20 protein-coding genes and 1 pseudogene are annotated in these 24,427 nt (G+C 43.8%); 2 read left to right on the forward strand and 19 right to left on the reverse strand.

Translation table 11 applies throughout. The features are described from left to right. Positions 1-3 precede the first annotated feature (3 nt). Entirely contained in the window at positions 4-1,149 is a 1,146-nt protein-coding gene (locus PSBA01_RS10100) for an ATP-grasp domain-containing protein (RefSeq protein ID WP_186474209.1), read from the reverse strand. 262 nt (positions 1,150-1,411) lie between these two features. Between PSBA01_RS10100 and PSBA01_RS10105 the strand changes: the two genes are divergently transcribed. Beyond that, complete coding sequence (locus PSBA01_RS10105) at positions 1,412-2,659, forward strand: TerD family protein (RefSeq protein ID WP_186475511.1); 1,248 nt, start codon at positions 1,412-1,414, stop codon at positions 2,657-2,659. A gap of 152 nt (positions 2,660-2,811) precedes the next feature. On the opposite strand, the gene PSBA01_RS10110 is transcribed toward PSBA01_RS10105, so the two are convergent. The 12 genes and pseudogenes from PSBA01_RS10110 to queC all read right to left on the reverse strand — a co-directional run bounded on the left by PSBA01_RS10110 (position 2,812) and on the right by queC (position 16,222). After that, positions 2,812-3,420, reverse strand: a complete 609-nt coding sequence (locus PSBA01_RS10110; protein WP_058024749.1) for a TerD family protein — start codon at positions 3,418-3,420, stop codon at positions 2,812-2,814. A 57-nt stretch (positions 3,421-3,477) separates the two neighbouring features. Continuing rightward, on the reverse strand, positions 3,478-4,230 hold the full coding sequence (locus PSBA01_RS10115) for a TIGR00266 family protein (protein WP_186474210.1): 753 nt from the start codon (positions 4,228-4,230) through the stop codon (positions 3,478-3,480). Between the two features lie 209 nt (positions 4,231-4,439). Continuing rightward, the gene (locus tag PSBA01_RS10120) at positions 4,440-5,015 is read right to left on the reverse strand and encodes a TerD family protein (RefSeq protein WP_058024751.1); all 576 of its coding nucleotides are present in this window, start codon (positions 5,013-5,015) and stop codon (positions 4,440-4,442) included. Positions 5,016-5,487: 472 nt separating this feature from the next. Next, positions 5,488-6,406, reverse strand: a pseudogene (locus PSBA01_RS13460) (glutaminase). A 229-nt stretch (positions 6,407-6,635) separates the two neighbouring features. Then, the gene (locus PSBA01_RS10130; RefSeq protein ID WP_071001908.1) at positions 6,636-7,697 is read right to left on the reverse strand and encodes a DUF475 domain-containing protein; all 1,062 of its coding nucleotides are present in this window, start codon (positions 7,695-7,697) and stop codon (positions 6,636-6,638) included. A gap of 222 nt (positions 7,698-7,919) precedes the next feature. Next, complete coding sequence (locus tag PSBA01_RS10135) at positions 7,920-8,495, reverse strand: TerD family protein (RefSeq protein WP_058024753.1); 576 nt, start codon at positions 8,493-8,495, stop codon at positions 7,920-7,922. 259 nt (positions 8,496-8,754) lie between these two features. After that, a complete protein-coding gene (gene rlmKL / locus PSBA01_RS10140) occupies positions 8,755-11,049 on the reverse strand; it encodes a bifunctional 23S rRNA (guanine(2069)-N(7))-methyltransferase RlmK/23S rRNA (guanine(2445)-N(2))-methyltransferase RlmL (RefSeq protein ID WP_186474211.1) in 2,295 nt (764 codons plus the stop codon). A 175-nt stretch (positions 11,050-11,224) separates the two neighbouring features. Next, positions 11,225-12,409 carry a mechanosensitive ion channel family protein gene (locus tag PSBA01_RS10145; protein ID WP_186474213.1) on the reverse strand — a complete coding sequence of 395 codons (1,185 nt, stop codon included), beginning with the start codon at positions 12,407-12,409 and terminating at the stop codon, positions 11,225-11,227. A gap of 147 nt (positions 12,410-12,556) precedes the next feature. Continuing rightward, positions 12,557-14,047 carry a dihydrolipoyl dehydrogenase gene (locus PSBA01_RS10150; protein ID WP_186474215.1) on the reverse strand — a complete coding sequence of 497 codons (1,491 nt, stop codon included), beginning with the start codon at positions 14,045-14,047 and terminating at the stop codon, positions 12,557-12,559. A 116-nt stretch (positions 14,048-14,163) separates the two neighbouring features. Beyond that, positions 14,164-14,661, reverse strand: a complete 498-nt coding sequence (locus PSBA01_RS10155; RefSeq protein ID WP_186474216.1) for a peroxiredoxin — start codon at positions 14,659-14,661, stop codon at positions 14,164-14,166. 206 nt (positions 14,662-14,867) lie between these two features. Then, positions 14,868-15,197: a hypothetical protein gene (locus PSBA01_RS10160; RefSeq protein ID WP_093068095.1), complete on the reverse strand. Its 330-nt coding sequence runs from the start codon at positions 15,195-15,197 to the stop codon at positions 14,868-14,870. A 275-nt stretch (positions 15,198-15,472) separates the two neighbouring features. Next, entirely contained in the window at positions 15,473-16,222 is a 750-nt protein-coding gene (gene queC / locus PSBA01_RS10165) for a 7-cyano-7-deazaguanine synthase QueC (protein WP_201587727.1), read from the reverse strand. A gap of 309 nt (positions 16,223-16,531) precedes the next feature. On the opposite strand from queC, the gene ttcA reads away from it, so the two are divergent. Continuing rightward, complete coding sequence (gene ttcA, locus PSBA01_RS10170; RefSeq protein WP_186474217.1) at positions 16,532-17,674, forward strand: tRNA 2-thiocytidine(32) synthetase TtcA; 1,143 nt, start codon at positions 16,532-16,534, stop codon at positions 17,672-17,674. 105 nt (positions 17,675-17,779) lie between these two features. Here the strand turns inward: ttcA and PSBA01_RS10175 are convergent, their stop codons facing one another. The 6 genes from PSBA01_RS10175 to ccoN all read right to left on the reverse strand — a co-directional run bounded on the left by PSBA01_RS10175 (position 17,780) and on the right by ccoN (position 23,845). Continuing rightward, positions 17,780-18,361 carry a FixH family protein gene (locus PSBA01_RS10175; protein ID WP_075106617.1) on the reverse strand — a complete coding sequence of 194 codons (582 nt, stop codon included), beginning with the start codon at positions 18,359-18,361 and terminating at the stop codon, positions 17,780-17,782. 193 nt (positions 18,362-18,554) lie between these two features. Next, the gene (ccoG, locus tag PSBA01_RS10180) at positions 18,555-19,967 is read right to left on the reverse strand and encodes a cytochrome c oxidase accessory protein CcoG (protein ID WP_186474218.1); all 1,413 of its coding nucleotides are present in this window, start codon (positions 19,965-19,967) and stop codon (positions 18,555-18,557) included. Positions 19,968-20,391: 424 nt separating this feature from the next. Then, positions 20,392-21,537, reverse strand: a complete 1,146-nt coding sequence (gene ccoP, locus PSBA01_RS10185; protein ID WP_071001899.1) for a cytochrome-c oxidase, cbb3-type subunit III — start codon at positions 21,535-21,537, stop codon at positions 20,392-20,394. Continuing rightward, on the reverse strand, positions 21,537-21,716 hold the full coding sequence (locus tag PSBA01_RS10190) for a CcoQ/FixQ family Cbb3-type cytochrome c oxidase assembly chaperone (RefSeq protein WP_058024764.1): 180 nt from the start codon (positions 21,714-21,716) through the stop codon (positions 21,537-21,539). Before PSBA01_RS10190 ends, ccoP begins: the two co-directional genes overlap by 1 nt. Beyond that, positions 21,716-22,354, reverse strand: a complete 639-nt coding sequence (gene ccoO, locus PSBA01_RS10195; RefSeq protein WP_071001898.1) for a cytochrome-c oxidase, cbb3-type subunit II — start codon at positions 22,352-22,354, stop codon at positions 21,716-21,718. The genes PSBA01_RS10190 and ccoO overlap by 1 nt, the downstream gene beginning before the upstream one ends. 9 nt (positions 22,355-22,363) lie before the next feature. Beyond that, entirely contained in the window at positions 22,364-23,845 is a 1,482-nt protein-coding gene (gene ccoN, locus PSBA01_RS10200) for a cytochrome-c oxidase, cbb3-type subunit I (protein ID WP_071001897.1), read from the reverse strand. Between the last annotated feature and the right edge of the window lie 582 nt (positions 23,846-24,427).

Below are 24,427 nucleotides of genomic sequence, written 5' to 3' on the forward strand. Positions count from 1 at the left end.
TACTTATTCAGCAGTATCTTCAATTTTTACGCCTACCATAATGGAGCGTACTTGGCAGGGCGTTATTTGCTGTATGATATCAGTCAATTGTGGCTTATCGGTCAAGCCAAGCCAATAGCCAAATCCGACCTGTGTCAAATCCACATCGCTATGCGTCGTATAGTCAATACCACCAGAGGGGCGGCTATTGATCTCAAGCACACGGTGCTGACCGTCATCATCAGCTTTGGTCTGCACACTGACGATACCGTCACAGCCAAAGGCTTTAATCAATGGAATCACGACATCCATGACAGATTGCTCATAGCCGATATGCTGGATTTTGCCGGTTTTATAACGCGTGACGGCGGCCAATACTTCACCATATTCACAAACCACATCAATAGAGTATTCCTGCCCTGATAGATAAGGCATAAGCAGCATAGGAATAGGGCGCTCACGTACCATTAGACTGTTGGTATACGCATTGATAAACTGCGCGGTATTGATTTTTTTCTCTTCGGTAAAGTACAAATGCTCAAAACTATCGTAGTGTTCATCAGGTTCTTTACCTGAGTCCAAGCGCCAAAATCCTTGAGCAAAAATACCAACAACTGGTTTGACACATAGGGGCTGATGACCGTGTTCGGTAAGTAATGCTTCCAGCTCTGTCACATTATCAAAGCGCCAAGCATCAGCGACAGGGATATTGTGTTGGTGACACTGCTGCATAAAGGCAAACTTATCTTCGATCGACTCTAGTGCTGCTACGCTGGTTGCGCCTGTAAGCAAACGAATACCAGCGGCATCAAACGCCTCACGATGCGCTTCATAATCGACCCCATTGCGCCCCGTTAATAATACTTTAACGTTGTGCTCTTTGGCGTGTTCCAAGACGAATTGCCAGCGAGGTATAACAGGCTCAGTTGTCTCTTGTGCCTCATCCTTTATGGCTGCTTTTTCTGGATATGGTTCGCGATAGACCCTATCAGCAAATTCAAAAATCTCAGGTCGGTTATGACGGTGTGAGGCAATAATATTAAAGGGGTTGTTCGATTTGCTTTTTAAGTTCTGCAAACTCTCTAACATATCGCGCTGGCTGGATTGACCCTCAGCTAACCAAGCAGCTATTGATGTGGAGTGGACGCTATCGTTAGCAAGGTTATTCATAGTTCTCTCAGCGTTACTGTTATATATAGGGGGAGATGAATGGGCCGATATAAGGATCTTTTGGCAGCATATATTATATACAAATGGCACAGGTTATAAATGCTCCTGATGAAATAGGCAAAAGGATTTGTAAGAGTGATCTTGTAGCTAGTAGCGCAATTGCTCGGTTTAAAATGTTCATAATATTCATGCTACTATATGACGATAGTGAGCATGCCAATGACAACAACGACAACATAATAAAGAATCTAAAGGACGTATGATGAAACAACCTCAGCAACTGATCGCAGGTGCCAATGCACCATTACCAACTGATAATATTAGTGTTCGCATCTTAAGCCAAAACGCCATTGATTGCGCCGCTTATCGTCTGACGACTGATGGCAAAGTACGCGGCGATGGTGACATGATATTTTATGGTCAGAAACGTAGCGATGATGGCAATGTTAGTTTTCGCGGTCATGACAGTGACGGATTTTTTGATATCAATCTGCTTGCGCAGCCTGCGAGTATTGAAAAAATCGCTTTGGCATTCTCTAGCGCGCAGACATTGGCACAAGTCGGCGATGTCGATATTCAGGTACTACAAGGCAGTCAGGTATTGATGACTTGTCAGCTGAGCAGTGCTGGGCGTAATGAAAAAGCCATTATTTTGGCGGAGTGTTATCGCAGACAAGGCAACTGGAAGTTTCGCTTTATCGCGCAAGGATTTAATGGCGGCTTGAAACCGTTGTCGGAGCACTTTGGCGTTGAGATTGCTGATGATGCGCCAGCACCCCAAAATACAACGCAAAATCAGGCTCAGCCGATTAATACGCAAAAAGCAGACAATACCTCTCAAGCGAGTACTCCGCCACCGATTCCTGCGACCCCGTCGGTCAACCTAAACAAAATCACTTTAACCAAAAATCAGTCCAGCATCAATCTGAAAAAGCGCGATGATTTTGGCAAAATCTCAGTGAACTTAGACTGGAACCAACGTTCAGATGGTAATAAGTCAGCACCCAAGAAAGGCCTATTGGGTGATCTGTTCAAACAGCATCAATCAAGCGGTATCGATCTAGATGTTGGCGCGATGATTCATCTAAAAAACGGCGAAAAAACCCTGATTCAAGCACTGGGTAATCGCTTTGGTAGCCTGCAATCAGCGCCTTATGTATGCCTGCGAGCCGATGATAGAACGGGGCAGGTGAGTGGCGGTGAGTGGCTTGATATCAATGGTAAGCAGTGGTCACAGATTGAGGAGGTATTTATCTTTGCCTTTATTTATGAGGGCGCGCCAAACTGGGAAAAAACCGATGGCGTCGTGACCATTCATGTACCCGATCAGTCACCGATTGAGACCCGTTTAACAGAAGGGGCTAGTAACTTGCCGATGTGTGCCATCGCGCGTTTGGTCAATCAGCAAGGCAGTATCAATGTCGAGCGTATTAATCAGTATTTTAAAGGGCATCAGGAGATGGACAAAGCCTTTAACTGGGGATTTAGCTGGAAGCGTGGGCGCAAGTAATGGTTTGAACCATACTAATAGAATAGAAAGCCCATGAGCACAAAAGCGACTGATTAAAAAAAGCCAGCCAATCTATTGATAGACGGGCTGGCTTTTTACACACTAAGTCAATGAATCAGATAAGTCGTTATCCAATTAAAGGCTCAACTCAGTTATGCGTGCGGCGTAATTGCAGGCATTAAATCATGGAAGGTGCGACCAGACGCAGTCTCGCCAATAGCGTGCATTTTCCATTCATTGTTATGCCGATAAACTTTTGCCATCACCATAGCAGTATGTCCACCTTGCGCTGATAAGTTGTAGCGAGCTACTTCGCTGTTGTTATTGGCATTAACAATACGGCAAAACGCGTTTTCGACGGTCTCAAATGTCTGACCCGTAAAGCTATTGACCGTAAACACTAGTGAAGTCACGTTGGCTGGGACTCTTGAGAGATCAACGTTGATGACTTCATCATCGCCATCGCCGTCGCCAGTACGGTTGTCGCCTGTATGGACGATACTGCCATCTTTTGATTTAAGCTGACTGAACCAGATAGCATCGACCGCTTGTTTGTTTGCGTCAAACATAATGCACGAAGCATCTAAATCGATAGAATCGCCGCCGCTACCACCGCCGAATAATTTACCTAAAAAGCCACCTTTTTTGTCTTGTGGATTTTGAGCAACATCCCAGCCTAGACCCAATTTGACTTGAGTCAGCTCGCCGCCTGCTTCTTTGCTTAGAGAGATCTTCTGTCCCTTTTGTAGACTAACTGCCATGTGAGTATCCTTATAATAATTGTGAGTAAAACTGCTTAAACATAGTTCTAAAAAACGCTATAAGATATTATCTAAAAAACCACCGCCGCCGCCGCGTCCACCTGAGCTCGTCCCTAGTATGCTTTGCAGCCAACCTTGATAGCTGTCACGATTGCGCGAGCAAATAATGACTTTACCGCTTCCTGAGAAGTTCAGAACCATACCCTCGCCACTGGTGACCGAGTTGATGATATTACTCATGATGCCTTTTTTCTTGCTGGTCGAGACGGACAGTTTATAATCGAGGTTCGAATCCCAGCAAACCACATGACCATTATCAATAATGACATCTTTGTCTGGGGTGACCTCAATCTCAAACAATGAGCCAAAACCAGATACCACAACCTGACCTTTTCCTTGCGTCTGCATGACCATAAAGCCACCAGTATCACCGAATACCGCACCGCCCAGATTACGCTGAATATTGGCTCTGATATCAACGCCAGTTTGCGCCGCGACAAAAGCACCATCACTCAAGGTATATTGCTGTGATCCCACCTCGATGATTTGCATATCGCCATCTAGTGTGGGGGCAAGCAAACAGTCGCCTTCGCCATGGACTGCTTCAATCTGCTGTTGAAATAACGACTCATCATTGGCAAAGCGGCGCATAAGCGATTGCATCAGTCCACCTTGTAGCTTACCTTTTAGCTCAAGGTTAGACTCCATCATTACCATTGCATTGGCTTCACAATAAATTGAATCACCTTTTTTGAGATTACAATGCAAAAAAGGCTCAATAGTACCGATTAAACTGAATGTTGCGGCCATGGGGTGCAAATCCTTATTCTAATAGCTTTGATAGGTGCTCTTAATATGGGGGGAATAGACCTATGTGTTTTAGCGTTTTTATATTGATGAGCCTATTAAATTTAAAGCCATCAAATGCGTTAAAAGGGCACACTTGATGGCTTATAGGCTTTGCTATCAGAAAACTGATAGCAAAGCTTGGCTCGCTAGATATTTACGTCAATTTAACGTTACACGTTTACGCCGTAAGACGCTGCTAATGGTCCAAGACCACCGCTGAAACCTTGACCGACGGCACGGAATTTCCAGTCACCGTTATGACGATATAGCTCACCAAAGATCATAGCCGTTTCAGTGCTGCCATCTTCTGATAGGTCGTAACGGGCGATTTCAGATTGACCATTGTCGTTTACAACACGGATATAAGCATCGCCAACTTGACCGAAGTTTTGGTTACGTGCTTGGCCTTCATAGATAATCGCACAAATAGCAACTTTGCTCACGTCAGCTGGGATGCTCGCAAGATTTATTTTGATTTTTTCGTCATCGCCATCGCCTTCGCCAGTACGGTTATCACCAGTGTGCTCAACGGCGCCATTGTCTGACTTTAGGTTATTAAAAAAGATAAAATCTTGGTCGTTACGGACTTTGCCTGCTTCGTTGATTAAGAAGCCAATAGCGTCCAAGTCAAACTCTTGACCGTCAGTTGCGCGTGGATCCCAGCCTAAACCAACTGTGATGTTGGTTAAACCTGGTGCTTCTTTTGATAAGTTTACGTTGCCGCCTTTTGTTAAGCTAATAGCCATACAAATACCCTTTGGATTAATAATTAAGTGGATTGGGTCGAAAAAATAAATTAAAAATTGTGCAGTGACTGATATGAAAGGGCAACTGGTAAAGAACCTAGCTGTATACCACGTCCTGCATATCATTACGTTTTACTATACTAAGCGTTTGCTCACTAAGCAAGGCGTATTTTGTGCGCTTACTATATGCTTACTAAGCGACATAATAACCCTGCATTTTTGATACTTTTTAATCATCTTAGCAATAGTGGTTAACGTATTGTTATGCAAAGGTAAATTATTTCATGGCTGTTTCCTTTGGATTAAGCCATAGAATGAAGAGAAACCTACCCTAGGTTGCAAAGACATAACCAAAAAAAGCGGGTCGTACCAGATATGTTGGTACGACCCGCTATAAGCTTGACAACTCAATAAAATTTAAACGTAATATTGTACTGAATAATCCATTAATAAAAGTATTTAGATAAAGGTTTTATTCGGCAAAAACCGACCAGCCTGTTTCTTGTACAAACAGCTCTAATGCTTTCAACCCAAGCTTGGAGTTTCCGATATGATCCAGCCCTGGCGACCAGACAGCGATAGAGCCTTTGCCGGGAGCTATGGTCAAAATACCGCCACCAACCCCACTTTTACCAGGCAAACCGACGCGATAGGAAAACTCACCAGACCCATCGTAATGACCGCACATCATCATTAGCGAGTTAATCCTTCTTGCGCGGTGCTCGTTAATTACACGTACCCCTGAGTGCTTATCAACTCCGTTAGAGACCAAATATAGACCAGCGCTGGCTAATTGCTGGCAATTCATCTCAATCGAGCATTGATGAAAATAAACCCCAACACCTTATCTACATCGTGCTTGAGACGACCAAAGGATTTCATAAAGTACGCAAGCGAGGCGTTGCGGTCTTTGTGCGCCATCTCAGACGCTGCCACTTTGTGGTCAAAACGGATGGACTCATCGTCCGTAATAAAGTGCACAAACTGTAGAATCTCAGCCAATATTTCTCTAGGTTCGTACCCATCATGATCGCATCGACCACCGCAATGGCACCAGCATTGATGAATGGATTGCGTGGTCGACCAGTTTCATGTTCTAGCATGACGATTGAGTTGAAAGGGTCGCCTGAGGGTTCACGACCAACGTGTGTCCAAAGCCCATCGCCCAATTTGCCAAGTGCGATGGTTAGAGTAAATATCTTGGAGATACTTTGGATCGAAAACAGAGTGCTCGCATTGCCTGCTGTATACATCTTTCCGTCAGGTGTCGCTACTGCAATACCAAACTGGTTTGGATCTACATGGGCCAGTTGCGGGATATAGTCCGCTACTTTTCCACGATCGGTTTCAATTGCCATCTGTGCGGCAATATCATCAAGAATCTGTTGCATAGTGGTTGAAGGGTCTCATTTTTGGTGAGCAATTAAAGGACGAAGATTCTAACCGAATAACGTATAGTAGTGATGAAAAAATTGTATGTGAAGCAAAATACGCATGTATTTTAGCGATAGGTAAGGATTCGCTGTGTGACTAATGCCTGCCATTATAACGCAAAAAAGCAGGCCATATCTGATGATACGACCTGCTCAAAGCTATACAGCATCATGCGAACAATAGGTGCTAATTAAGCCTTGCTGCTTCCGCTTTACGATGTTTCAGCGACGCCCATAATGCAAAACCAATGAAGGCAATACCGATAAGACCAGTAATGATTTCTGGTACATGGAACTTCACTGACAACAGCATAATGATGGCTAAGGCACCAATGGCGTAATGTGCGCCATGCTCAAGATAAATAAACTCATCAAGCGTGCCTTTGTCTACCAAGAAGATAGTCATCGAACGTACGAACATCGCACCAATGGCAAGACCAAGCATGATAACAATGACATCATTGGTAATGGCAAATGCGCCAATCACACCATCGAAACTGAATGAAGCATCGAGGATTTCTAAGTATAAGAAACCAATGATACCGCCTTTCATGATAGCGCTGGTTGCGGCTGCACCACTTCCTTCGTTTTCTAAGTCTTCTTCGAGATCACCTTCTAGCATACCAGAGACAACCTGTACACCAAGGTATACTAGAATGCCCCAAACGCCAGCAATGAGCACAGCACTTGACTGCTCTGCACTGGCCCATGATACCGCAATCATTAAGACGATAAGCGCAACAAATACGCTCATCGCATCGACTTTGCCTAGCTTGACCAAACGGCTCTCAAGCCAGTCAAACCAATGGACATCTTTGTCATCAAAAATAAAGTTCAAGAAAACCAATAGTAAGAAAATACCACCAAATGCTGAAATTTCAGCATGATGTGCCATCAATCTGGCTGAGTATTCTTGAGGATTGTTCAAGGCCAAATCGATCACTTGCATCATACCAAGGTCAGCGGTAACCGCAACGATGACAATAGGGAAGACCAAGCGCATACCGAATACCGCAATTAAAATACCCACGGTTAAAAATATCTTTTTCCAAAATTCGTCCCAGCCCTTAAGGACTGAAGCGTTGACCACCGCGTTATCAAAAGATAACGAAATCTCCATGACGGCCAAAATAGCGGTAATCGATAGCGTGGTTATCATCCCACCCATACCGCCATGTGAATATCCCCACCATGCCGCTATTGCTAAGGCAATGATTGTGAAGATAATATCTAAATAAAAATGTCTCATGACACATCCTGTCTGGTTGCGTAAAGCTGGTCTATTATAGACACAAGCTGCAAAAAAGTGATTATTGCTAACCACTTTTTATGCATAATTTTAAACGAAACGTAAAGCATTACTAGTCATTGGGGTATTAAAAATTGTGACTATTTGCAACGATGGTCGCTTGATATCTTGGACGTGATAATCGGAATGGCTGATAGCCCAAATGCCAATAAAAATAAGTCTCTAGATATCAACGCCGTACTGATGACACATCGCCTGTAAGCCACCTGAATAACCTTGACCTACCGCGCGGAACTTCCATTCACCGTTATGGCGATATACTTCACCGAATACCATGGCTGTCTCAACAGAGTAATCTTCTGCTAGATCAAAACGTACCACTTCAGTACCAGTTTCTTCGTTAACAACGCGGATAAAGGCATTGGCTACCTGACCGAAGTTTTGGTTGCGAGTAGCAGCGTCATGGATAGTCACCGTCACGACTACTTTATCAACGTCAGCAGGTACTTGGGTTAAGTTTACTTTGATAACTTCATCATCACCATCGCCTTCGCCAGTACGGTTGTCACCCGTGTGCTCGACCGCGCCATTATCAGATTTCAGCTGATTATAGAAGATAAAATCATGGTCGCCGCGCACTTTACCTGCACCATTTAGCAAAAATACACTGGCATCAAGATCGAACTCAGCACCAGAGGTGGCGCGCTCATCCCAGCCTAGACCGATTAGTAGCTTGGTCAAATTTGGATCAGTTTTCGTTAGCGATAAGTTACCGCCTTTGTTAAGTGATAGAGCCATGGTGTTATCCTTGTTATTAGACGTTAGAGATTTAATGACATAAAAGGCGATGCTTACGCTATAACTGCGCAAATCCATCGCCTAGTAATGCTCTATCATAACAACAAAAAATGACCCAATCAAAGCCGATTGGGTCATGGTTATATTTCATATACATTGGGCAAAAAACCTAAGTTTCAGGCAGTTACGTTACTCATTATAGCTACCTTGTTCATGGCATTTGCCAGTATAGCAGCAGTGCTCACTCATAAATGCTTATCTATAGAATCTGACGATGACGAATCTCAAAGCTTTGATGAATAGGCTTTTTGATATTAAAATCAAAACCAATCGTTTTTTGGGTGATATTAACAATATCGTAGCGCTCGACTAACTGCTCATCTAGCTCAAAGCGCGTGAAGTTATTAGAAAAATACAAAACACCATCAGACGTTAAGCGGTTCATGGCGCGATTGATAAGGGCAGCATGGTCACGCTGTACATCAAAGGTTCCTTGAAACTTCTTCGAGTTTGAGAACGTCGGTGGATCAATAAAGATAATATCAAACTGCTCGGTGTTGTCTTTGATCCACTCAAAAATATCGGCGGCAACGAATTGATATTTATTGCGGCTGACATCTAGACCGTTCAATACAAAGTTTTGTTTGCCCCAATCTAGGTAGTTCTGTGACAAATCAACGCTCGTGACTTTTTTGGCACCAGCAAGCGCTGCATGCACACTGGCGGTACAAGTATAAGCAAACAGGTTAAGTACAGATTTGCCGCGGCTGTTGTCTTTTATACGAGCACGCATATTACGGTGATCGATGAACAGACCCGTATCGAGATAATCCGTAAAGTTAACATAAAAATAAGCACCATCTTCGCGGGCGACATGAAACTTGCCGCGTTTTTCTGTGGTGTTCTGTTTACTGTACTGATCGTTACCAGACTGACGGGCACGCGTTTTGATAAAGATTTGCTCACGATTAATATCAAACACTTCACGGATACCCATCAGTGCTAGATTAAAGCGTTTTTTGGCTGTTTCAGGTGGAATGGTTTTAGGCGGTGCATACTCTTGCACGTGGGCATAATCGCCGTATAAATCGATAGCAACCTTAAAGTCAGGCAAATCGGCGTCATAGACACGAATGTTACTGACATTATCTTTTTTGGCCAGTTTCTTAAGCTTGGTCAGGTTTTTTTGTAGACGATTAATAAAGTCTTGTCCGTCTTCTACGTCGATCTCACGCTTCTCAAAACGGCTGACAAGATTGTCTGTCTGTCCAGCGATAAGCGTTCCGTAGCGGAAATAGACGGTGATAGCGCCATTATGACAGCGTAACGTTTTTGGTTCTTTAATCGGTAGGATATCTACTTGCTCGACACGAGCAGCCAATATGCCAAGCATTGGATCGATACCTCTGCCAGCAAAGCTGTCTTGCACAATCAGGCCAATGGCTTGATACAGTGGCTTAATCATTTCTTCATCACCCAAACGCTCACCATAAGGCGGGTTGGTAATGATTAAAGGATTACTCAATCGACCGTCATCCACGAGCGGTTTTAGGGCGCTACCAAGTTGATCAAGCGCACGCTGTTCGATGTCTAGTAGCGGAAGCAAATCTTGAAGTCCTGCCGCGATGAGGTTTTTTTCGGTTGCGATAATCGCGCCATTATCAGCATCAAAACCCAACACAAGCGGCAGCGTATCCGGTTGCTCATTGGCAATCTCTAATGCTTCGCGAAAACGTGTCTGTGCATCCTCAATCATCTCCTGCCATAGCGTCTCGTCATGATGCTGCCACTCATAGAAGCCAAATTGATTGGCAGCTTTGTCGATACCTACAGCATAATCACAGTGCATGAGTAGCGCTTCGATAAGGAAGGTACCAGAGCCACACATTGGGTCTATTAACGCATTGTAGTAAGGTGCATCGCCTGCTTCGTTTTTCTTGTGCCAACCAGCGCTATAGAGTAGGGCGGCTGCCAAGTTTTCTTTTAATGGGGCTTCTGTCATAGCCACGCGATAACCACGGCGATGCAAACTGGTCCCTGATAAATCTAAATACAGCTCGGCCTGTTTGTCATTGACGGTCGCAAAAATAGAAAAATCTGGGTTTTTGCTATCGACATTCGGACGGCTGTCGTACACTTCGTTGAAGGTATCCGCAATGGCGTCTTTGACACGTAGCATGGCAAACTGCTGGCTGACGGCAACGCGCTTATCAACAGATAGACGAATGGCAAAGGTTTGCTCTAAGCTAAACTGCTCAGTCCAATTGACGGATTTTGCCAAACCATATAGCTGCTCTGCAATATCGTATTCTGCATTGATGTTTTTGCGTTTGATGAGCATCAATACCCGCGAAGCCACACGTGACCAAAGGCAGATGGTATACAAGTCGCGTAAATCACCCGTGACGGCAAGACGACCAGTACTCTTGATTTCGCTATCAATACCGAAACTTGTCAGCTCAGTCTGCAGCGGTGCCTCAAGCCCATCGGCACAAGTAACGATAAGATCAAGCGACAATGTAGAAGAGGGTGCAGCTGCGGTTTGTTCGGTCATACGGGTACCTGTGGGCTAAATTGACAAAAGAGGCAAATAATAAAATAGATGTTTTAACCAGTAATTTTACCATAATTCACGGTAGGATGGTTCAAAGTGGCTATGTTTAAGGTGCGATAGGTTTAAGGTGCGATAGGTTTAAGGTGCGATAACTAAATACATGAAAATAAGTCAGCTACTCACCCTTTGCCAATGATGACTTTCCTGATACAACTTGAGTGGTGGTTGCAAAAGGTTTAGTCGCGATAGGGTAGTCGACGTCTTTTGGCATGAGCAGGCGCATATGCGGATAGGGCGTCGAGATATTGGCCGCATCAAAGGCAATTTTTATCTCTTCTTGTAGCACTTCTTTGATTTTGGGTATACGTGCCACGGCTGCTGGCTTGACCCAAAAACGCACGATAAAAAATACGCCATACTCTCCGATTTCGGCCACGGTCGCTGAGGTCTCAGGACGATTGAGTACTGCATCAGTATTACTAAGTACTTGCAAAATCTCTTTGCGTGCCAGCTCAATATCATCTTCAAAGGCAATGCGCACACGAATATCAAAACGTATAAAGTTTTTGGAGGTCAAGTTAATCACTTCTGATGAGGCGACATTAGAGTTTGGAATAATAACAGTAATATTGTCTCGAGTTAGGATATGGGTAGTGCGCAAGGCAATAAGCACCACGCGTCCCTCATTATCATTGATATGAATCCAGTCCCCAACTTGAAACGACTGCTCCAGCAAAATAGTGATACCGGCGATAAAGTTGGCAAGCGTCGATTGAGCAGCGAAACCGACAGCTAAGCCAACAATACCCAAACCTGCAACTAACGATACGATATCAAAACCAAATTGTGCCATCACGCTGGCAAGCCCAAGTACCAATAAGAGGACGGACAAGATATTTTTGAGCAGCTGCTCTATCGAGGCGTTGAGTCCATAATGCTGTAGGACTTTATGAATAATCTGACCAGACGACGCCCACAGTACGTAGTAGATACCAGCCCACGTACTTGCTTTTGCTGTCGCCTTGATGGTTTCTGGTTCAAAATTTATCTGACTCATGATCGCTATCAGACTGGCGACAATCCAAACGTAACGTAGCGTTGAGCGGGCAATCTTGGTACGGCGATCGTTTAAGCGAATCTTAGTTTTACTTTGTCTAAGAATATAATTGGCCAACCAATAAAAAAATCCCAATACCGCAAGCAGTATTAGGATCTTTATGCCAGTGCTAGCAAGCTCTACTGCTTGAGAAGACCAGTTGAGTGTCTCTTCATCGATAGAGCCGCCAAGCGCAAGGTAGAGACTAGTATGTAGGTCACGAATGATTTCTTTAAAAAAGTCGGTAACACTAGCGATTGACATTGCTTCGTCCATGCAGGGTGTGTGTATACAAGGTTTGATAAATGAGGTGTCCAGTCACACGTCACCTCAAGTTGTCTAGTCAATCAAATATAGCATGAGTGATGACTAAGCCTAACTCTATTTTTTAGAGCAAGGCCTAACTGTAAATTAAAAATTGTCTTCTTGCGCGTCCTGAGATTGATAGGGTATCTCCATTTTGTCCTGCACATCACGTAATGCCGTACGCAGACCTTCTAATATCGTAGGATGATAAAAAGGCGTATCGAGCATGTCTTTAATGCTCAAATCATTGGTAATCGCTGTAGCTAATATATGACCGATATACTCGGCATCAGGGCCCACCATACTCGCGCCTAATATTCTGTCGGTTTTTTTGCAGCCATAGATATGTAGCAGACCACAATTAACGCCCATCACACGGCTGCGCCCTTGGTTATCAAAGCTGACGCGACCAATGACAAATTCCAGCTCAGGCTCTTCTTGAATCTCGGGTAGAGACATTCCGACATTGACGATTTGCGGCGAGCAAAATACGATAGAAAAAGGAGTAGCCGGCGGACGGATATAGGCATCTTCTGTATTTTCACAGACTATGTTGCCAGCACTATAGCCCTCATCACTCGCTACATGCAGTAGAGGAATGTGAGCATTGGCGTCTCCAACGATATAGATATCTGAATCACCAATTTGACCCGTCTTTTTACTCAAGTTTTTCGGGCGGTTCTTGTCATCGAGCTCAACGCCTAGATTTTCGACACCCAACTGCTTGATGTTGTTGCGGCGGCCAGTCGCGACTAACACACAGTCGCCTTGCCATTGTCTTGACTCACCAGCACTGTCTTCATATTCAATAAACGCAGTTTGAGTGTCTTTATTTACTTTTTGACCCACATCAGTAATCTTGCTTCCCAAGTGCATGGTAAGCTCATGACTTAAGCAGTCGATTGCCTTGTCGTTGATGTCATCATCTTTTAGGCCAGCCACTCGTTTGACTCGGTTAAATAGCGTCACCTCTACGCCTAAACGCGTAAATGCTTGTGCAAGCTCTAGACCAATGGCGCCAGCACCGACGACGGCCATAGAGTTGGGTAAATCTGTAAGCTCAAACACACTATCAGAGGTGAGCATCGTGTCACCCAGTTTGTCAGCCCAACCGTCAGGTATAAAAGGTGAGCTGCCAGTTGCCACAATGATTTGCTCTGCGGCAATGAGCTCATCATTGACCTCGATTAACCCTTGCTCGTTAATATGAGCACGCCCATCGATTTTTTTGTGATCAGGCCAGCTATCTACTTGTTTTTTGATATAGCTAGCAAAATGACTGCGCTCATCACGCACGCGCTGCATCACTTGCTTGCCATCTATTTGCGCAGTTGCATGAATACCAAACTCAGCCGAATGATTGGCATCATGTGCACGGTCAGCGGCTGCAATCAGCAGTTTGCTAGGCATACAGCCGACAGCGACACAGGTAGTGGTCCAAAACCCTTCATTGATAATGACGACATCATCTTTAATTTTGCTCGCTTGGCGAAAGGCATTTTGACCAGCCGTGCCTGCACCGATAACGGCAACAGAAACGTTGCGCGTGATTTTTTGCGGTGCCTTATCAGTAGTAGTACCAGACTGTTTATTCATATGATTCTCTAGTAAGAAGGGATTATAAGCGTATGTGTTGACCGGTGACTCAGAGCCTTATATTCGCGCGTTTTATCATTTTTGCGGCAAAAATGTACTCTGTTATAACGATCAGGTTATGGTGCCAATATGCTGAGTAGACGACTGGTGTAATCTTTGGCACGTAGGTTACGTTGTGCGTGGGTCAGCTTGCCTTCTTTATCAAATACAAATGCTGATCTCACCAGTCCCAAAGTAATATTGCCATACATGTTTTTTTCTTTAATGACTTCAAAATACTGGCATAGCTTCTCATCAGTGTCACTGATAAGTGGGATCTGCAAGTCATATTTATCGATGAATTTTTCGTGGGATTCAACGCTATCACGAGAGACGCCAATAATGTCATAACCTAAGTCGTCAAAGTCGTGGATATGCGCCGTGAACTCCGTCGCTTGCGTGGTACAGCCTGGTGTATTGTCTTTAGGATAAAAATAGAGAATAAGACCTTTGTCGGTATTGGCAACCATCTCTTTGAGACTGATCTCATCATGGATAAAGTTTCCGGCAAGTTTGCGTACGATGGTCACTGGAAAGTCGGGTAGGTTGATCGTTTCTGTTGTTGGTTTTGCCATGGTAAAATCCTTATTCGTTTTGATTTATATCGGTTCTATTTATAATTTGGTTGGTTGTGATTTGATTGTTTACGTTGATTTTAGGATGAATCTTCTTATTATAGGCAGATTAAGAGAAATAAATAATCAGTTTTACACTTTGCTCATCCATTGGTAACAAAAAAGACTGGCAATGGCCAGTCTTTTGTATATCAAACAAATAGTAATTAAGCAGGCTTTTGCGGCTGCTTCAAGTCTAAGCCGACTGTGCACTGCTGCAGGTTTTTTTGCATGGTCTTGACGTATGGCAAGCTTGAAGGATCTTTTTTGTCTTTTGCGTAGCTCTCAATCTCCCACATCTGACCAATCGTCATGTTGCTACGCACACCGATAGTGCACTTACATAACTTTGTCGCATCACTTTTACTAGCGACTTTATATTTAACTGCGCCATCGACGCATGAGTTGATATTACTTTGCTTAATATCAGTAGCATTCGCCTGCGGCATTGCGAACGTGGCAGCTAAGGCTAGGGGGAGTAATGGCAATAACTTCATAAATATCCTCTTACAGGTAGTGTCAATTTTTGACTCTGGTATTCAATGTGATTTTATAATCAACAGACAGCTGGATCACTGATATGTGAGTGACTGAATCATTGGTGATATCTCATGTAACCTATATCACATGTAATCTATTCAATTGGCAAAAATGATTGTCCATACCATAGCAAGTATATTGATTAAAATACAATGTCGACGTGCTGTGTTAATGCAAGCGAATGTTTCGCTAATGTTGATTGATGCCGCTGTTTGATAAAAAGTCAGTATCTCTATCCAGCTTGGTAATGAGTAGGGTCAGTGACGCCAGCTTGAGCAAAGCCTTGGCGACGTAGCGCACAGCTGTCACAAACGCCGCAAGCAAGTCCGTTCACATCGGCACGGTAGCAAGAAATCGTTTGTCCATAATCAACGCCCAATGATAGACCAAGCTCAATAGTTTGAGCTTTGGACAGCTTTTGTAGTGGGGTTTGGATAGACAAGCGATGACCGGTAACGCCCGCTTTTGTCGCCAGATTGGCCATGTGCTCAAATGCTTCGATATACTCTGGACGGCAATCGGGATAGCCAGAGTAATCGACTGAGCTGACCCCAATGACGATATGATTGGCATCAGTCACTTCAGCGACGGCTAGCGCATAAGACAAAAAGATTGTATTACGTGCAGGCACATAAGTATTCGGAATGGCATCGTTATCGATCTCATCGCGCTTTTTATTAGGGAATTTGTCGGTATCGCCGTCTGGTACGATCATGCTGTGATCGGTGAGTGATGAGCCACCAAGCTGGGCGATATCAATATCAATGATTCTATGATTGACGCTTGCTGTCTCAGCAATGCGCTTTGCTGCGACAAGCTCACTATTATGACGTTGCCCATAGTCAAAGCTGACCGCTGTCACCGAGGCATAGTGCGCCTTTGCCCAATACAAACACGTCACCGAATCGAGACCACCTGATAAAAGCACCACGGCATTTTGGTTTTTGTGAGGAGTATCGTTGCTGTTGGACGCTTGATTCATTGAGGGGTTCTGCAAAGTAACGTTAGTCATAGTGTTATCTATTATTGGTTTACGAAAACGGCTATTTTAGCAAAAATACGGCTATTACAGAACCATGAAGCGATCAATCACGCGTCACTAAAGCGACAAAGCCATGCTAAGCAGTATTGCAATAAAAATAAAGTGCGTATTACTGTCATCTTTTCAATCTGTTAGCAATATTTGTTATAATTGCCGCTTTTAAAGCATCGATAACCCTACCTCATTGATCGTGCTTTATCGCAAACTACTTTATAGTAAAATCATCCTTATAAAGATATTGAGTAACTTATGACCCCAGCAACCTTATTTACGCCAAACATTCCTCCTAAGTTTGATGAGATGTCTGATGAATCAGACTTTAATCGTTATGTTTTAGAGGCTGATGCTGAAGAGGGTAGCAATGAAGATATCGTTGATGAACAATCTACTGACTCACAATCGCCTACTGAATCTGCGGCTTTTCGTAAGCTACAAAAGAAGCTTCGTCGCCAAGTCTCTTGGGCCATTCGTGATTTTAATATGATCGAAGACGGCGATGTGGTGATGGTCTGTGTCTCGGGCGGTAAAGACAGCTATACCTTGCTGGATATTTTGCTCCTACTAAAACGTATCGCCCCCATTCATTTCGATATCGTCGCAGTCAATCTTGACCAAAAGCAGCCCGGCTATCCTGAAGATATTCTGCCTGCTTATCTAAACGAGCAGGGCATTGCCCATTATATCTTGGAAAAAGACACGTACAGTATTGTCAAAAGTGTGGTGCCAGAAGGCAAGACCTATTGCTCAGCGTGTTCACGTCTGCGCCGTGGTTCGTTGTATGGTTTTGCTAAGCAGATTGGTGCGACCAAAATCGCCTTGGGTCATCATCGCGATGACATGCTGGCGACTTTCTTCTTGAATTTATTTCATGGCGGCGCGCTCAAATCAATGCCGCCTAAACTGCTGAGTGATGACAAGCAAAACCTGCTGATTCGTCCATTGGCGTATGTCGAAGAAAAAGACATCATCGAGTATGCCAAATTAAAAGAATTCCCGATTATTCCTTGTAATCTGTGTGGCAGCCAGACCAATCTACAACGTGCCATTATCAATGACATGCTACGCGAATGGGATGACGCTCATCCGCAGCGTTTGGCGTCTATCTTTAAGGCAATGCAAAACGTAGCGCCATCACAGTTAGCGGATCGTGAGTTGTTTGACTTTGAGACACTCAGTCTTGATCGTGATAACGACGAGCGTTTGTTTGAAGGGGATAATATTCAATCAGGGCAGACCGACAGTCTGGCTGAGATTGGTTTGCCGGTATCACCAAAGACGCAAACGTTCAATCCTAAGTTTGCTAGCGATAAGCCGTATGCAACAGAATCAGACAATGCTGTAACAAGTAAAACTACACCTCAGAAAATTCCAACAATTAACCCACTTATTTAGCATCTCATGAGCGAATACTGATCGAGTAACCCATAAAAAACCAGCCATTCATAAAGAAAAGGCTGGTTTTTTTAAATGTAGATATTAGGGCATAGCTTAATAATATTAACTTTTAGCAAAGACAGGTAAAGGTTTAAAGCTAACCTCTGAGCGCGGAAGCTTGGCGACATCTTGCATACGCCAATCGTCCTTGCCATCGTTATTCACTTGCAGGTAATATTTGGCTTTTACCGAATCAAGATTTACTTGGGCGCTGTATTTATTGCCTTCAACATGCTTTAGCACGACGTCACGGTCTTTTTTGATATCGGTGGCATGCGAGATTGAAAGATCAAGCGTATCGGGATAAGTAAGTGGCTGGCCGTTCAATAGCTTGCCTGACTGCACACTTTGCTCAGGATAATTGAGATAAAACACAACATCGCCATTATCCGCAAATTGCATTTTGCCATGCAAGTCCAAATCATAAGCAAGCTTGTCACGTGAGACGTCATGATAGAGCGTCTTGCCATCCATATACCAGTCGTCACGTACCACGCTGTCGCGGATCTGGTAAGAGTAGTAGACAAACCAGATACAAGCGATCACGACCGCAGCTGGCATGCCAATCACAAAAATCATAACCATGTAGTTCTTGTACCATGGCTGAGTATCTTGATGTTTAAAATTCGGTGCTGGATTAGACATAAAATACCTATTCATCAGATACTTATTTATCAGAGATCTGCTTATCAGATATCGACAAATGGTATCAACGGACAATTTGACGGCTACCTGCTGCCAGTTTAATCATAAATCATTCACCCGATAGCCTTTGACTCTCAAAGTCGCTGACTACCGAATGACATAAAGGAAACTAAATAATCAGTTCAGTGATGAATTACTGACCTTGAGTCGTAAAGACGTTTTGCTTACTGACTTTGTACTTACCGTCTTCACTGGTCACATTTAACGTCACTGGCGTTTGACCAAATTCAATCACATCAGGGTCACCATAAATACTGACAGGCATATCGAAGCTTTCGCCTGCTTCTAAGGGTACATCGTTGAAGCGCAGCTCTAAACTCAGACCCTCTTGCGGTGCGAGCGTTATTTTATAATTGTGAGGCTCTTGGGTTTTGTTGGTTAGCTTGACGATATAGCTGTTCTCAATCATGCCTTGGGTATTGATAGATGATAACTGGTTACGATCACGGCGGATATCAATCTCTAGCGGCACGCGGTCTGTCAACGCATAGATAACCCCGCCACATAGCACTGCCAATAGCGCCAAATAAGCAAATAATCGTGGACGAAATACACGGCTTGGTTCTTTTTCGACCAGCTGACGCTCGGTTGTATAACGAATCAGCCCGCGTGGATAGCCGACTTTGTCCATGATTTCGTTGCAGGCATCAATACAGGCGGCGCACTGAATACAGGCAACTTGCAAGCCATCACGAATATCGATACCAGTGGGGCAGACCTGCACACACATGGTACATTCGATACAGTCACCCAGCTCTTCAGGGTGTGTGCCTTTTTTACGCGCGCCGCGTGGCTCACCACGCTCATAATCGTAAGAGACAATCAAAGTGTCTTTGTCAAACATGACACTTTGGAAACGGCCATAAGGACAAATATGTACACACATCTGCTCACGCATATAACCGGCATTGGCATAAGTGGCAAAGGTAAAGATAAACATCGAAATCCATACCCACGTTGGCCAATCAGGCACAGGGATAATCCCTATCATCTGCCAGCTTTGATACAGATAGTCAGTGCCCGCGACATAACTGACAAAGGTCGCCGCTGTAATCACAGAAAACACAAACCAAATAAAATAGACCAACGCTCGCTTAAATGCTTTTTTTGCGCTCATCGGTTCTTTGTCAAACTTCATGCGTTTATTACGATCGCCGATTACCCATTTTTCGACATACTGATAAAGATGTGTCCAAATCGTTTGTGGGCAAGCATAACCGCACCACACTCGGCCGGCATAGACCGTCACCATAAATAGCGTAAAGGCAGCAATGATGGCAAATATAGCAATAAAATAAAAATCTTGGGTCAAAAATGTCATACCAAAGATGTAGTAGTGCTGCGAGGGTACATCAAACCATATTGCTTGTCTGCCATTATAACGCAGCCACGGCAAAATTAAAAAAGCGGCCAAAAGGGCATACATCGTGATGACACGAATATTTTGATAAAACCCTGTCACAAACCTCGGATGTACCCGATGCTTGGTGGCATCAAGATCGACTTGTTGTACGGGAATTTTATTGGATGATTGCTGTGCTGACATAAACGTGCCTCTTTAAAAAAGAATCAGTCTGCTGGCATGATGAACAAATACCTCTCGTCGTGAAGTATATGAATGTATGATGTTATCAATGTCAGTAAATAATGGATAGCGACTTGAATAAAAGTCCTCTAGTACACTTACTAAATAATTGATTATAAGTGGGTTATTAGATCGAGCTAAGACATCATCAGTCTGGCTCGTTAGCCATTTTGAAAACAGCTATCCTAACATTCTCCTTACTAACAATGGGGTAATAATCGTAAAAAGCAAGCACTATAGATCATAATAATGTCTACTGAGAAGTATCTGTGAGAGCGACTACGACTATTAGGTAAATTCTGCAAAAATAAACGAAAAAAGGAGAACTGTACTGACAGTCCTCCCTTTATTAAATCTCATCCATGTACAGTACGGCAATAGTGTCTTAGTTAGCAGTAGCTTCTTTGGTCGCTACTGGCTGAGTCGCTGCAGTATTTGCCATCGCAGTTTCAGGTGCTTTGCCAGTTTTGTCCGATAGTGAGTAGACGTAAGCGGCAAGTAGCATGATACGCTCATTACCTAGCTTCGTTTCCCACTGAGGCATTACACCTGCGCGGCCATAACGTAGCGTTTCACGAATGGTCTCGCGATCACCACCATATAACCAGATATTATCCGTCAAATTCGGTGCGCCAGCTGAAATCATACCTTTACCATCTGGTCCATGACAAAGAACGCAGTTGGTCGGCTCATGAAAAATCACTTTACCTTGAGCAACTTTCGTTTGATCAAGATCATAGTCATTCTGGTTGCCTGATAGTGATAAGACATATTCAGCGACCGCACGTATGCCGTCTTCACCAAGCTGATCACGCCATGCTGCCATACCACCAACACGACCATTGTGTAACGTGGTCAAGATGTTACCGGCTTTACCACCATACAACCAATCATTGTCAGTCAGATTAGGATAGCCTGGGGCACCCTTAGCATTCGAGCCATGACATACTGCACAGTTCTGTAAGAACAAACGGCTACCAACTTTTAAAGCATTTGGATTTTCAGACAGTTTTTCGACATAAGGTGCAAGTTCTGTGACCTTCTCATCGATTTGTGCCTGTAGATCCGCTGGTGGATTGTCACTGCGACGCATGGTCGCTTGTAGCTCGTTTAGCGTCGCTAGTGTCGCGGTTGCGCCTGCTGCATCTGCTTTAACCAAGATATTCTTTTCAAAGTTATCTGTAAATACTTTGTTGTTGCTCTCAAGCTCACTGAACAGCTCGTTTTTAGAAGTCCATGGTACATCTTCACCATCGACTTTTATGGTTGCAAGACCGTTCCAGTTTCCCGGAAGCATGGCTGGGAAAAACACCCAGTAAACCACGCCCCAGACGATTGAGCCAAAAAATATCACTAACCACCATTTAGGGAGTGGTTTATCGTATTCTCGGATACCATCGTATTCATGACCAGTGGTACCGTCTTCTTCAACCTCTGGCTTGTATTTTAATACAAACAGCAGAACGCCAAGAATGAACGCCCAACAACCAAAACTGATTAGCGTAATCCAAGAACTCCAAAAAAATGTCATCATTTATCCTTATTGCGCTGCTCTTCAGACAGAGATCTAATATCCTCGTCATCAAGCGCAAGTTGTGCATCTTCTTCGAAGCGTTTTTTGTTTTTTGGCGAATACGCCCACCATGCAACGCCTACGAAGGCAATAAAGGCAGAAACGGTCGCAATTGTTTGTAATTCACCAATACCCATTAGCGCTGTCCTTCCATTGCGGTACCTAACTGCTGTAGATAGGCAACCAAAGCATCAAGCTCAGTGGCGCCAAGTACGGCATCTGGAGCACCTTCGATATCTTCTTCAGTATAAGGCACACCGAAGCGATCACGGAATAGACGCATTTTAGCTTGAATGTTCTCACCATCGACTTCGTTCTCGGCCAACCACGGGAAACCTGGCATGACTGACTCAGGCACTAGCGAACGTGGATTGATTAGATGCTGCTTTTGCCAATCTTCAGAATAACGGCCACCAACACGTGCTAAGTCTGGTCCAGTACGTTTCGATCCCCATAAAAACGGGTGATCCCACGTCGACTCAGCGGCACGTGAGTATGGTCCATAACGTTCAACTTCTGCACGTAGTGGGCGAACCATTTGCGTATGACAAACGTGACATCCTTCACGGATATAAATATCACGACCTTCAAATTCAAGCGCAGTCCAAGGCTCCATAGCGGGAAGGGGCTTGTTCAAACCGCCTTCCTCAGGACTGTCGTTGTTATAAATCAAAGGCACGATTTCAACTAGCGTTGCAAAACTGATAGCAATAACGATACCAATGACTAACAAGCCTGTATTTTTTTCAATAATTTCATGCGGTGTACCAGCCATGATCGCTCCTTATACGTTAGCTGTCGAAGGTTTTTCGACACTAGGTTCATGATCCGTTGGATCAGCGACATCTACAGGCTTACCTTCTGGCATTTTGAGTGTTTTATAGCAGTTATAAGCCATAACAAACATACCCGATACATATAAGAAGCCACCAAAAGCTCGGCCAATATATGGGAAATGCGAGAATTCAACAGTATCAACGAAGCTATATACCAAAGTACCGTCTGGGTTAGTAGCAAGCCACATCATGCCTTGGCCGATACCTGAGATCCACATAGACACGATATAGAAAATCGTTCCTGCAGTCGCCAGCCAAAAATGCGTGGTGATTAAGCTGATAGAGTACATTTTGGGTTTGTTATAGACACGTGGTAACAGCACATATAGCGAACCAATCGTAATCATACCAACCCAGCCAAGTGCGCCTGAGTGTACGTGACCAACTGTCCAGTCAGTGTTATGCGATAAAGCATTTACTGTCTTGATTGACATCATTGGGCCTTCGAACGTCGACATCGCGTAGAACGACAACGCCACAATCATAAAGCGAATGATCGGATCGGTACGTAGCTTATCCCAACTACCTGATAGCGTGAGTACACCGTTAATCATACCACCCCAAGAGGGTGCAAATAGAATGATGGAGAATACCATTGCCAATGACTGCGTCCAATCAGGAAGCGCTGAATAATGCAAATGGTGACCACCAGCCCACATATAGGAAGCAATCAATGCCCAAAAGTGAACGATAGACAAGCGATAAGAGTAGATAGGACGACCAATCTGTACTGGAACGAAGTAATACATCATGCCAAGGAAAGCTGCCGTTAAGTAAAAACCTACCGCGTTATGCCCGTACCACCACTGGACCATGGCATCAGTTGCACCGCCAAATAGCGAATAAGATTTGAACGCACTAACAGGAATAGCCATGCTGTTTACGATGTGTAGTAGTGCAATCGTAATAATGAAGGCGGCAAAGAACCAGTTAGCCACATAAATATGTGAGGTTTTGCGTTTGATGAGTGTACCAAAAAATACAATGGCATAAGAGATCCATACCAAAGCAATTAAGATATCAATAGGCCACTCAAGCTCAGCGTACTCCTTACTTGACGTCAAACCTAGAGGAAGGGTAATAACAGCAGAAACAATCACTGCTTGCCAACCCCAAAAGGTAAACCAAGCCAAATATGGCGCAAATAAGCGCGTCTTGCAGGTACGCTGAACGATATAGTAAGACGTTGCGAACAAGGCACAGCCACCGAACGCAAAAATCACCGCATTGGTGTGCAGTGGTCTTAAATGACTAAAGGTCAGCCATGGAATGTCAAAGTTTAGTGATGGCCATGCTAACTGTGAAGCAATGAACACACCAAGACTCATGCCGACGATGCCCCAAACGACAGCCATGATCGTAAAAAATCTTACGATAGTAATTTCATACTCACGGTCAACTGGGGCGACTGCTGTGTTTTGTAAACTCATTGGATGATTCCTTTACAGCCCGAATTATCAACAGAATTAACCAACAGTCCGCATTATAGATATTATAAAAACTTATAAACCTACAATAGCTACGGTACATAATGTTTTTTGACCTTTTATCACCATAATCTTATTAACTATCAATTTAGGCTTTGATTTTATGTCAGTTGATACTGATGGATAAAATGAGGCGCTTCGTGCACCTTGTTTACAGCCAATCGATAGTAGGATTGTTAATACATCATCAAGATAAATAAAAAGACGCGCCGTTTTTGAGCATCAAACATCTTATGAGGCTAAATATATATCTTAATTATTACGAAAAAATCTGTACTAATGAAGATAGATACCCATATCTATAGGGCTATAAAAACGCACTGACCATAGATGTATGCTAGCGGCGGCTGACAAAAAACATGTTTATGTAATGTTTGGTTAAAACTCCCGACTCTGTTTAAGGGTATTGTAACGCAATCCTAATTAAATATCATCAGAACTATGCGGCAAAATACAAACTCTTTGGTATAAATGTTAGCGAGCAACTTATTATTATTGCGCTACTTGCTTATTTTATACCCAATT

The organism is Psychrobacter sp. KCTC 72983, assembly GCF_014280455.1.
GTDB lineage: Bacteria > Pseudomonadota > Gammaproteobacteria > Pseudomonadales > Moraxellaceae > Psychrobacter > Psychrobacter pacificensis.